Here is an 11821-nt window from a genome sequence, read left to right as displayed (position 1 = left end):
CAAGCAGTTGTATATAAAGCATCAATTGATTTCATATTGATCTAACGATCAGACGAAGCCTTGATTTAGTTAAGCTAATCGAACAAATGAGAGTATAATTAAGCACTGCTTAGTTCTACTTGCAAGAACTCAGATACATCTGTTAATGCATTCTATTTGAAGAAAGCTAGGCAAACGAAGCGCAAGCAACGTAGATAAGACCATAGCGAGTAAGCATACCAGTTGTGCTGGCGACCATAGCAAGAGTGAACCACCTGATCCCTTCCCGAACTCAGAAGTGAAACCTCTTAGCGCTGATGGTAGTGTGGGGTTTCCCATGTGAGAGTAAGTCATCGCCAGCTCATTATTCCAAAAGCCCTCTGCTCACGCAGGGGGCTTTTTTTATATAATATATAAACCTTTCTTATCTTTAACGACTAATTTTTACGGCTGTATAATCTCTGATCAGTTGTGAAATGTTATACTACTCGTGTAAATATTTTTTATTCTCTGAGTCATATGCAGCAGATTCTCATAAACATATTTGTGTTGATATGGCTCAGTTTGATTTCTCCACAGCTATACGCTGTAACAGAATTAAATTTTGATCATCATCAGTATGTCAAACTTGATGGCGAATGGGATTTCTACCCCAATCAGCTGATTGATCCCACTTCTGGGCAGTGACCATCTCAGTTAAATTCCCCTAGTCAGACTCTTGCTGCTGAAAAAGTTCATTTACCTAATTCTTTCCTGCCTTTAGCAGGTTATAAAGACCATATTGGAACTTTTCAAAAAACCTTCAGGCTGCCTGAGTCAGCCATTAATCATGCGGTTTATATTTACGTACCATATCAGTATGGGGCTTATCGTATGTATGTCAATGATCATCTCCTGATAGAAGTAGGGAAAGTAGGCATACATGGTCAGCATCAGACCATGATGGCGCCAAAGCTGGCTTCTTTCTTTCCCTCACCGCGGGAAGTGATAATTACCATTCAGGCTTCAAGTTATCACCATATCCGTGGCAGGCTAGAAAACAGCATGTTTATTGGCTTTAACCAGCCTGTTCTGGATAAGTTTTATGATCAGGTAATTCCCCTTTAAGTGTGATCAGTGGCGTTCTGCTGATGATTGGCTGCTTTATGGTGTTCTTTGCAGTGTTTCGCAGCCTTAAAACGCAAGCAGGTAATTTGCTGCTGTTTCTAGGGTTATTTATTCTGTGCTTGAGCCTACGTAGCTTCTTTGCAGTCCCATTTATTTATACTTTATTCACGAATATTTCCTGGGTATGGGGCACACGATTTGAGTATTTACTGACTGAATTAGCGACTCTGTTCTTCCTGATTTATATTTATTTATTGCCATATCGACTGTTAAATCCTTATTTATTAAAAATCACAGCTTTGCTAATTAGTATCAATGTAGCTGTGACCTTGTTTACGCTGCCTTATATATTCCAGAGCTTCTTTTTCCAGAGCTTTAGTATTGCAGTACTGGTCTTTATTAATCTGCTTTATGGCGCTTACCGCATGCACAAATCGCATGTGCGTTATTCCAAGATCAATTCTATTGCGGTGGTGCTGGTCTGCCTGACCTTCCTGCATGACTATTTACTTGCGCTTAAGGTAATTGATTCAGTTGAAATTGCATTTTATACCTCCTGTGCCTATTTTATTTTAATTACCTTTCAGCTCAGTCGTGATTATGCGGTGCAAAGTATTATACCGAGTTGTTAAACAAGCAGCTTTTGCGCCTGAATAAAGAACTTGATCAGAAGGTTCAGGACCGTACGCGTGATATCACCTTGCTTAATGAGAAACTCGCGCAGCAGGTGAGGGTGGATTCGCTGACAGGTGCCTATAATCGCTTTGCCTTAAATGAACAGCTTCAGCAGCAATATGAGCATGCGATAGCAAACCAATCTTCGCTGGCTGTTTATATGATCGATGTGGATTATTTTAAAAACTATAATGACTATTATGGCCATCTCAAAGGTGACTATATTTTAAAAACACTGGTTCAAACTATTCAGCAAATATTGCCTGAAAATGACTTTCTGGCCCGCTATGGTGGAGAGGAATTTGCAGTTTTACTGGCAGATATTTCCTGGCAGGAAGCTAAAGCTTTTGCCGAGCAACTTTGTGAGGTTATTCGTCAGCTCAATTTAGAACATGCCAATCGTGGGGATGACAAAACCTGGATCAGTATCAGTGTCGGAGCAGCGATTATGGATGCAGAGTATATTTATAAAAATGTTGATCGTTTACTAAAAACAGCCGATCAGCAGTTGTATCAGGCGAAAATTCTTCGCGATTCAGCCTGTATTAAATAATAAAAAACTCAATTAATGCATCAGCTATCTTATTGAGATTATGTTATATCCGCTTACGATTCCTTTAATTTTTTATTATTTTAGCCGCTGTCTGGAATGCTAAATTGGTACTTATCTGAATGAAATTAGCATGAAGAATAACAATGAAACAGACTCAAATAGCAGCAATTTTATTATTAGGCTTAGGTTCCTATAGCCTGACTGCCTGTGCCCAAGACAAGACTTCAGCATACCCAGCTGGACAATCCGCTGCCAAAACCACACAGCAAGCTTATAAAGTCGAAGAATTTGCGCAGTTGAATGAGCCATGGGCACTGATTGAGCTGCCAGATCAGCGTTTACTGATTACCGAAAGATCAGGAAAATTAAAATTATTTAATCCAGCCAATCGCAGCACTCAAACTGTTCAGGGTATTCCTCAAGTGGCCTATGGCGGACAAGGTGGCTTAGGCGATATCGCACTCCATCCTGACTTTGCCAAGAATCAGTCGGTATATCTCAGTTATGCCGAACAGGGGCAGGGTGGTTATGGTGCAGTTGTGGTTCGTGGCAAGCTAGATCTCACTAAGAGCACGCCACAGCTCACTCAGATTAAGAAAATCTGGACTCAGGTACCGAAATTTTCTTCCGGACAGGGTCATTATGGGCACCGGATTATCTTTGGCTCAGATAATAAACTCTGGATCAGTTCGGGTGAACGTCAGCAATTTAATCCAGCCCAGGACATGAAATCTAATGCCGGCAAGATTATTCGTCTGAATGATGATGGTTCAATTCCTTCCGATAATCCATTTATGAATCAGGGCGAAATTGCCAAGCAGGTCTGGAGTCTGGGACACCGTAATCCTCTCGGTTTGGCATTTGATCCACAAGGGCAGCTTTGGGTGATTGAAATGGGTCCTAAAGGCGGTGATGAGCTGAATAAAGTGATGAAGGGCAAAAATTATGGCTATCCGATTGTCTCTAATGGGGAGCATTATGATGGCAAGCCGATTCCAGATCACAGTACCCGACCAGAGTTCGAAGCACCAGCACTAGATTGGACTCCAGTAATTTCTCCTTCAGACTTATTGTTCTATACAGGTAATATCTTTCCTCAATGGAAAAATAAAGCCATTGCTACAGGTCTGTCTTCTCAGGCAATGATCGTGATTGATACCACTCAAAATCCTGCGAAAGAAATACAGCGACTGGATATGAAAGAGCGGATTCGTGGTGCGGTTCAGGCCAAAGATGGCTCACTCTGGGTGATTGAAGATGGTCCAAAAGCCAAGTTGCTTAAGATGACCGCACCTTAGTAAAAAGCTAAATAGTTAATAATACAATGAAAGAAAAAGGCCCCAACTCCTGTGAGGGCCTTTTCAAATTTAGCTCAGATACCTTTCCTCCGGTATCGATCAGCATCCTGCCGATGTTTTATTCTTGTTTTTGCAAGGCTTCCTGTCTTGGTATGCACTCAATATAACCTGAGTCAGAAAAACCGAGTAGAGGCATTGACCGCATCTGCTGTAGGCCAGAGGCGACAAGCTCACTTAAGAATATTTATCCGATTAATTCCAGAGTTCTCAGGATAATTTTACGATATGGTAAAGATAGAAGACCTTATTGAGGCTCATCTCTCTATTCAATAAAAAATATCTAAAAGAATTCAATCAAATAATAAAAAGGAGAAGCACATGCCTACCGTTCAAATTGAAGTCCAGCAACAGTATTCTCAGGCTGATGAAGAGCAGTTACTCGACAGCGTATTTCAATGTGTGAAAAATGCCTTTCAACTGCCTGAATATGACCATAATATCCGGCTTGTGGTACATGAAGCCCAACGTTTTCAGTAGATGACTCATCTGGCCCAGCCTGAATACTTTACCTTGATCGGTATTGACTGCTTCGCTGAACGGAGTCTGGAGACCAAGCGCAAACTGTATCAGCAGATTGTAGCAAGCTTGGGAAAATTGGGCATTCCGTCTGATCATATTCTGATTCATCTGCGAGAAAGTCCATTGGAAAATTGGGGAATCCGCGGTGGGTAAGCAGCCTGTGATGTCAATATAGGCTTTAATGTAGAGATCTGATTTTATTAAAAAAAATACCAGATTTTAAATACAAAAAAGCCCCAACATCCTGTTGAGACTTTTCTGGATTTGCTTCTCAGATCTGACTCCTGTCTGACCTATCAACGTCCTGTTACTCTGCATTTTTTATTGTTGTTGTATCGCTTTCCAGACTTCCTGTCTGTCTATGAATCAAACTATAGCCTTGAACTGAAAGTGAGAATAGCCGACAAATTCTGCGCTGCCTGTAGGCTAAAGCGCACATCGCTGTCGTCCTCAGGCACTGACATACTGGATCAGCTTATCCACGACATCTCTAAGTGTTTTATTGTCGAATTCATTTCCTTCAAAGCTGTAGTCTTTATTGCGACTAAAAATGTCCCGCAGCTCTACAATCGCATTGGTATCCACCATGCCAAGCTGAGTGCCGACCTGACGGATCTGATCAATGGAACGTGAGCCGTTGGTGACGCCATAACCGATATAAGCTGCCGGTTTGCCTTGCCATTCCTTGGCTAGATAATCCAGCGCATTCTTTAATGCTGGGCTATAGCCATGGTTATATTCAGGACTGATAAAAATAAGTGCATCCGCAAGAGCGATAAAGTCGGCCCATTCCTGCTGTTTCGGTTGATCATAAATACCGGTCAATGGGGGATGAGAACCAGCAAAAAGCGGAAGATCCCATTCTTTTAAGTCGACAAGTTCGGTTTCAAGCGTGCTAAAACCATATTTTTTAATTTCCTGTAGTACCCAATGTGCGACCTTAATTGCTGTACGTCCTTCACGCACACTGCCAACCACAATATAAATTTTCATATCTTTCCCTTTCTTATCGCATGCTCATCAAATTAAATTAATCAGATTTCTGAACAGAGACTAGGGAGGATTTGTATCCAGAAACTAAAAAAGCTCCCGAAGGAGCTCTTTTAAATCATGTGATTAGCCGATATTACATCAGCTTCACGCCTTGCTGGCCAGCTGGAGTAACTTTGAAGATTTCGACTTCAAAGGTGATATTTTTACCTGCAAGCGGATGATTAAAGTCCACTTCGGTAATATCATCATTTACGGATCTTACTACGCCATACAAAGTCGATTTGGCCTTGTCTTCAAACTCGATCATGTGACCTTCGATCGGACGTTCGCCAAATTTCACCGTATCAAATTTTTGGACATTTTCAGGATTCCACGGACCAAAAGCATCTTCGGGCAGAAGGCTGACAGTACGACGGTCACCAGCACGCAAGCCCATCAAGGCTTTTTCAAAACCTGGTAATAGGTTGCCATCACCGATGGTCAGGCTTACCGGTTCTTCACGGCTACGGGTATTGTCAATTTCTACGCCACTTTCGATCGCGACAGAAAAATGAAGCTCGACTTTAGAGCCGTCTTCAACACGAGTTTCCTCGTTAGGATTAATAAAATCAGTCATGTTGCGCCTGTGCACGTTGAATTCGGTGTTTTTCCAGGAAAAACGTATCAATCAGCAGCAGAATCGTACCTAAAGTAATGGCACTATCCGCAATATTAAAAGCAGGGAAGTGGCTGTTCTGATAATAGACATGAATAAAGTCGACCACATAACCTAAAGAAATGCGGTCAATCAGGTTACCAATAGCACCACCCAGAATCAGGGCAACTGCTAGTGGCAAGACTTTCATGCTCTTTGGCATACGCATCAGCCAGAACACGAAAACCACAGACACTAAACCTGCAAGAGAGGTAAAGAAATAGCGTTGCCAGCCACCAGCATCGGACAAGAAACTAAAGGCAGCGCCATAGTTATGTAATAGTGTCCAATTTAAAAAGGGCAGGACGGGCACCGGATCTGCATATTCCAGATGTGTTACCGCAATCCATTTGGTCCATTGATCTAGAATGATCGCCAGAATAGCCAGTCCGATCCACCACAAATTGTGAGGATAGAACTGGAACAGACCCTTTTTCTGCTGTGGGTTAGGCATATTTTCTCTCTTCACCTTGGCCGCTCGGGAGGTTAATGATACAACGACCGCATAGTCCTGGATGTGAGGCATGTGTATTCACATCAGGAAGCACATGCCAGCAGCGTACACATTTCTCGCCATCTGCCGCAGATACTTTTACGCGTAGGCCTTCAAGTTCAGCGTCATTGCCTTGAGCAGCATCAAACGGATTCACGATTACCTGAGAAGTGATCAGAACGAAACGCAGCTCATCACCCAGACGGTCTAGAACAGCTTTCAGTTCATCATTGGCCCACAGCTCAACTTTGGCAGACAGGTTTGAACCCACTAGTTTCTCGTTACGCGCATTTTCAATGTGCTTGTTGACCGCAGATTTGACTGCAATCAGGGTTTGCCAGTCTGCTTCAGACAACAGGTTTTCTTGTGCTGAAACTGGAATATCGTACCATTCAGCAGTGAACACATATTTCTCGCTTTGACCTGGAATTAGTGGCCATGCTTCTTGAGCGGTGAAGCTCAGGATTGGTGCCATCCAGCGTACAAAGGCTTGTACCAGATGATATAGCGCAGTTTGCGCAGAATGACGTGCCTGCGAGTCTGCTTTAGTGGTGTACTGACGGTCTTTGATGATGTCTAAGTAGAAACCACCGAGGTCGTTAATACAGAAGTTGGTCAAGGCATTTGTCACGATATGGAAGTTCATATCTTCATATGCTTTCTTGATGGTTTCCTGTACATCATTCGCGCGTTGCAGGATGTATTGATCCAGTGCAATCAGTTGATCTACTGGTAGAGCATCAGTTGCCGGGTTGAAGCCATTCAGGTTTGCCAACAAGAAACGCAGGGTATTACGGATACGACGATAACCATCTGACGCACGGTTAAAGATTTCTTTACCTGCGGTCATTTCATAACGGTAATCTGCTGAAGCAATCCAGAAACGCAGGCCGTCTGCACCCATGTTCTTGATAATGTCTTGCGGAGTAATAATATTACCCAGCGATTTCGACATCTTGCGGCCTTTCTCATCGACCACGAAACCGTGAGTCAGCAGACCTTTGTATGGCGCACGTTGATTGATTGCCATAGAGGTCAATAATGAAGACTGGAACCAGCCACGGTGCTGGTCAGAACCTTCAAGATATAAATCAGCCGGATCGGTCAATTCTTCACGGTCACGCAGCACTGCATAGTGGGTTGTACCAGAGTCAAACCATACATCTAAGGTATCGCGAACCGCGTTGTACTGCTCAGCATCATCACCGATGAAGTCTTTGGCTTCACGGTTATACCAGGCATCAATACCTTCCTGTTCGATCAGTTTCGCGACTTCTTCGATCAGTTCAGGTGTACGAGGATGCAATTCATTGGTGTCTTTATGCACGAAGAATGGAATTGGTACACCCCAGGTACGTTGACGTGAGATACACCAGTCCGGACGGCCTTCGATCATCGCCTGGATACGGTTTTTACCCCAATCCGGTACAAAGCTGATGTCATTTTCAATGGCATTCAATGCACCCTGACGCAGACCTTTTTCATCCATGCTGATGAACCATTGTGGGGTCGCACGGAAGATAATCGGAGTTTTATGACGCCAGCAGTGCGGGTAGCTATGCTTGATAGGCTTATGTGCCCATAGCTTGTTAGCTTCGCCAAGTGCCGCAATAATTTGGGGATTGGCCTTGTAGATGTGCTCGCCTGCAAATAGTGGTGAAGTCGGTAAATACACACCATTACCGCCCACTGGATTATCTACTTTCAGGTTATACAGCAGACCAACTTTATAGTCGTCTACACCATGGCCAGGCGCAGTATGTACAGCACCGGTACCGCTGGTCGCGATGACGTGTTCACCCAAAATGACTGGCACTTGACGCTCAGCAATTAAAGGATGTTGCAGTACCAGATTCTCAAGTTTCGCACCGGCAAAATCAGCAATCACTTCAACCGCGTTAAAGCCATAACGCTCAGTTGCAGATTCAACCAGATCTTTAGCCAGAATAAAGTTTTGTGCAGCTTTATCTTCAGCACGTGCTTTAACCAGTTGGTATTCAATTTCAGCATGCAGTGCAACCGCCTGGTTCGCAGGAAGTGTCCAAGGCGTTGTGGTCCAGATCACGATATCAGTTGAGTCTTTAACTTCAACACCTAAACGTGCAGACAGATCCGCCAGATCAACCACGGTGAAACCCACGTCGATTGCATCTGATTTTTTATCTTCATATTCAACTTCAGCTTCAGCCAGTGCTGAACCACAGTCCAAGCACCAGTTCACCGGTTTAAGACCTGGCTGGATATGGCCATTTTTCGCGATTTCACCGAGTGAACGCACGATGTTGGCTTCCTGCTTGAAGTTCATGGTGAGGTAAGGATTGCTCCAGTCGCCAAACACACCCATACGGATGAAGTCTTTTTTCTGTAGCTCAACCTGGCTCAATGCATATTCGCGGCAAGCTTTACGGAAAGTAGGTGCATCCACTTTAACACCGACCTTACCGACTTTGTCTTCAACTTTGAGTTCAATTGGAAGACCGTGACAATCCCAGCCTGGCACATAAGGCGCATCAAAGCCGTCCATGATGCGGCTTTTAATGATGATATCTTTTAGTACCTTGTTGACTGCATGACCTAGGTGAATCTGGCCATTGGCATATGGAGGGCCGTCATGAAGCACGTATTTTTTCTTGCCAATTCGCGATGCACGAATCTGCTGATAAATGTCATCGGCATACCACTCTTCTAACCATTTCGCTTCACGTACTGCCAGATTTGCTTTCATTGCAAAGTCAGTACCTGGGAGGTTCAGCGTGGCTTTATAATCCACTGCATTTTCAGGAGTTTGCTTATCGCTCATGCAAGTTGTCTTCCAATTTAATCAGTCATTAGACTGACACGTTTTACAATAAAAATACGGGACATTAAAAGGGAAATGTGGGGTGTTTTCGACGAAACTCAAGCAGTTTCTCAACATCATCATCAATTCCGGCCTTTAACGCTTCAAGCGAAGGATAATCTTTTTCGCCATGCAGATAATTCAAGAAGGTTACCCGCATTAACAGGCCATACAGATTAGCAGAAACATCAGGAAAATGTACTTCTAATCGCCATTCCGGATGAGTCTGTTTGATCGCAGGGCGGGTACCCACATGACCGGCACCAAACAGGCTGCCCTGATCATAGCCGGCAATACCCGGCTGTTCAGGATTTTCCTGCTGAACCTTGGCGCTGAGTGATCCGGTTTCACAGACGACTTCAACCCCATAAATGCCCTGCAGGCAGGGTTTATGCCGGTTTAACCGGATATTAATGGTCGGGAAATCAATGGTACGGCCAATCTGGTCGCCGTATTGCACCCGGCCGGTAATACTATAAGGACGTCCCAGTAATTTGGCTGCCAGAGCCAGGTCGCCCGCTTGCAGGGTCTGACGGATGCGGGTAGAACTGACCCGTTCACCATCTAACGCAATAGTATGCAGGTTGGTGACCTTAAATCCGTAATCTCGCAGGAATTCACTATTGCCCTGACGGTTTTTACCAAAGTGAAAATCATCCCCCAAGACCAGATGTGCTGCATTCAGTTTATCTTTCAGAATGTCGGCAAAGGCTTCGGCACTCAGGCTTCGGAAATGATGATCAAACTTGGCGACCGCAATATAGTCCACACCTAGTTCACTTAGATATTCTACCTTTTCACGCAAAGAAGAAATACGTGGCGGTGCTTCATAACCTTTAAAAAATTCAAGCGGTTGTGGCTCGAAGATCATCACAACAGTTTTTAGTTGCTCAGCTTCTGCAACAGCTTTTAACTGTTTGATCATGGCCTGATGACCCAGATGCACGCCGTCAAAATTACCAATCGTAACGGCGGTTTTTGGCAATTCAGAATGGGACGCTAAAGCATTGAGACGGAGCAGCTGCATAGGCGAAATCAGGGAATTGAAAAATAGGAAAGGCTATATATTGCCATAATCTCAACGATTCGTCTTGTTGTTGTGTTTTTATGCAAAAAAATTATTGAAAAATCACGAAACACATTAAGAAGAAAGCGTGCCATTCAAGAATCTTCTGTGGTTATTTAAGTGAAAGATCTACAAAATAGAAATCTAAAAACCCGCTTTTCATTGCCCGGATTTTGCTTTCTAATGTCACGGTTTTCTCAGTCTCGGGTAGTTTGCATGTCAGATTCGGCACTCATTATGGCATTGGCCAGTGAATCCAAAGGTTTGTTCGAAGCAGAAGGTGCAGAAGTCCACTATAGTGGCATCGGCAAGGTGAATGCTGCTTTTAAGGCTTTTGAAGTGATTCAGAAAACTGGCTGCAAGACCCTGATTAATCTCGGCACCGCAGGCAGTTCCCATTTCAAAGCGCATGAACTGGTCGAAGTTAAGCGTTTTGTACAACGTGATATGGATGTTTCACCACTAGGATTTGAAGTTGGTATTACCCCGATGGATGATCATTTGCCAGGCGCAATTGATCTGGAACCGTTTTTTGCCCATTTACCGAAAGGAATTTGTGGAACAGGGGACAGCTTTGAAACAGGCTTGCCGAAAGTGGCTTGTCAGCTGGTGGATATGGAAGGCTATGCGCTGGCCAAGGTATGCAGAAAATTGAATGTGCGCCTAATTTCAGTTAAATATATTACTGACGGTGCAGATGATAGTGCTCATTTGGACTGGGAAGATAATCTGCTGCTAGGTGCGCAGAAATTATTGAATTTATATCAAACGTTAAAATAATAATAAAGGGTGAGAGAAGGGGTCGGCGACCATAAAATTTATGGTCGTATGCCAAATGCTTTTTGCGTTGACCTATTTTTCTTGTGTACGCGGAAGTACGCCGTACAGCATCATATGTACAGTATGCTGGATAATCCGTTGTTGCATGCTGCGGTTACGCAAGGTCTTACCTGTTACCATTTCCATCTGAGTCGCGAAATCTGCATAGTTCTGGGTCACGGCCCAGATATTCAGAATCAGCAGTTCAGGATCGATATCTTTAGAAATCTTGCCTTGTTCCTGCCAGTTTGAAATCACTTTGGCTTTACGCTTGACCAGTTTTTTCAATGGACCTTTTAAGATTTCTAAAATGTGCGGCGCACCCTGAATCACTTCCAGAGCAAATAAGCGCGAAGCTTTAGGCTGGGTACGCGATACTTCAATTTTTTGCATCAAATAATTGGTAATCGCTTCTTCAGGCTCAAGATCAGCTTCTAGCATTTGTAAAGGTGCCAGCCATTTTTGTAGAACGGTCGTTAAAACCTCTACATAGAGCGCCTCTTTATTTTCGTAATAATAGAAAATATTCGACTTATGCATTTCTGCAATTTGTGCGATCTCATCCAAACTCGCCCCATTAAAACCGTATAGGGAAAAAACATCGAGTGCAGCATTCAGCAGCTGGTTGCGTTTTTGAGTACTCTTTTTTTGTTCCATCAGCAAATATTAAAAACAATTAAAAAAGGGAATTTTTAATTGTACGTCAAATCATCAGATTTGTGCATC

The 11821-nt window shown here is 43.5% G+C and carries 13 protein-coding genes and 1 rRNA gene; 8 read left to right on the top strand and 6 right to left on the bottom strand.

The window, feature by feature from the left end; translation table 11 throughout:
- The first annotated feature begins 226 nt into the window (after positions 1-226).
- The 7 genes from rrf to RJ01_RS16725 all read left to right on the top strand — a co-directional run bounded on the left by rrf (position 227) and on the right by RJ01_RS16725 (position 4344).
- A 5S ribosomal RNA gene (gene rrf, locus RJ01_RS05375) occupies positions 227-341 on the top strand.
- Positions 342-852: 511 nt separating this feature from the next.
- Positions 853-1086, top strand: coding sequence for a hypothetical protein (locus RJ01_RS15615; protein ID WP_052209072.1), 234 nt, complete (start codon positions 853-855; stop codon positions 1084-1086).
- A 23-nt stretch (positions 1087-1109) separates the two neighbouring features.
- Complete coding sequence (locus RJ01_RS15610) at positions 1110-1718, top strand: hypothetical protein (protein ID WP_152606024.1); 609 nt, start codon at positions 1110-1112, stop codon at positions 1716-1718.
- An 11-nt stretch (positions 1719-1729) separates the two neighbouring features.
- Positions 1730-2314 carry a GGDEF domain-containing protein gene (locus RJ01_RS15605; protein ID WP_161792057.1) on the top strand — a complete coding sequence of 195 codons (585 nt, stop codon included), beginning with the start codon at positions 1730-1732 and terminating at the stop codon, positions 2312-2314.
- A 143-nt stretch (positions 2315-2457) separates the two neighbouring features.
- Complete coding sequence (locus RJ01_RS05365) at positions 2458-3612, top strand: PQQ-dependent sugar dehydrogenase (RefSeq protein WP_034170286.1); 1155 nt, start codon at positions 2458-2460, stop codon at positions 3610-3612.
- Positions 3613-3990: 378 nt separating this feature from the next.
- Positions 3991-4149, top strand: coding sequence for a hypothetical protein (locus RJ01_RS16730; RefSeq protein ID WP_264673484.1), 159 nt, complete (start codon positions 3991-3993; stop codon positions 4147-4149).
- On the top strand, positions 4150-4344 hold the full coding sequence (locus RJ01_RS16725) for a tautomerase family protein (protein ID WP_264673483.1): 195 nt from the start codon (positions 4150-4152) through the stop codon (positions 4342-4344).
- A 297-nt stretch (positions 4345-4641) separates the two neighbouring features.
- On the opposite strand, the gene RJ01_RS05355 is transcribed toward RJ01_RS16725, so the two are convergent.
- From RJ01_RS05355 to ribF, 5 genes are all read right to left on the bottom strand, one after another.
- Positions 4642-5184, bottom strand: a complete 543-nt coding sequence (locus tag RJ01_RS05355) for an NADPH-dependent FMN reductase (RefSeq protein ID WP_034170285.1) — start codon at positions 5182-5184, stop codon at positions 4642-4644.
- A gap of 133 nt (positions 5185-5317) precedes the next feature.
- Positions 5318-5800 carry a peptidylprolyl isomerase gene (locus tag RJ01_RS05350; protein ID WP_034170284.1) on the bottom strand — a complete coding sequence of 161 codons (483 nt, stop codon included), beginning with the start codon at positions 5798-5800 and terminating at the stop codon, positions 5318-5320.
- Positions 5793-6332 (bottom strand): signal peptidase II, encoded by a 540-nt coding sequence (gene lspA, locus RJ01_RS05345; protein WP_004781354.1) that lies wholly within the window; start codon positions 6330-6332, stop codon positions 5793-5795. Before lspA ends, RJ01_RS05350 begins: the two co-directional genes overlap by 8 nt.
- On the bottom strand, positions 6325-9171 hold the full coding sequence (gene ileS / locus RJ01_RS05340; RefSeq protein ID WP_034170283.1) for an isoleucine--tRNA ligase: 2847 nt from the start codon (positions 9169-9171) through the stop codon (positions 6325-6327). The genes lspA and ileS overlap by 8 nt, the downstream gene beginning before the upstream one ends.
- A gap of 64 nt (positions 9172-9235) precedes the next feature.
- On the bottom strand, positions 9236-10237 hold the full coding sequence (gene ribF, locus RJ01_RS05335) for a bifunctional riboflavin kinase/FAD synthetase (protein WP_034170282.1): 1002 nt from the start codon (positions 10235-10237) through the stop codon (positions 9236-9238).
- Between the two features lie 255 nt (positions 10238-10492).
- Between ribF and RJ01_RS05330 the strand changes: the two genes are divergently transcribed.
- Complete coding sequence (locus tag RJ01_RS05330; RefSeq protein ID WP_034170281.1) at positions 10493-11056, top strand: 5'-nucleosidase; 564 nt, start codon at positions 10493-10495, stop codon at positions 11054-11056.
- 72 nt (positions 11057-11128) lie between these two features.
- On the opposite strand, the gene RJ01_RS05325 is transcribed toward RJ01_RS05330, so the two are convergent.
- Positions 11129-11752, bottom strand: a complete 624-nt coding sequence (locus RJ01_RS05325; protein ID WP_005232857.1) for a TetR/AcrR family transcriptional regulator — start codon at positions 11750-11752, stop codon at positions 11129-11131.
- Positions 11753-11821 lie beyond the last annotated feature (69 nt).

The organism is Acinetobacter sp. YZS-X1-1, assembly GCF_000804305.1.
Taxonomy (GTDB): Bacteria; Pseudomonadota; Gammaproteobacteria; order Pseudomonadales; family Moraxellaceae; genus Acinetobacter; species Acinetobacter variabilis.
Note: the sequence above shows the minus strand (reverse complement) of the source record. Positions and strands in the feature narration are given on the sequence as shown.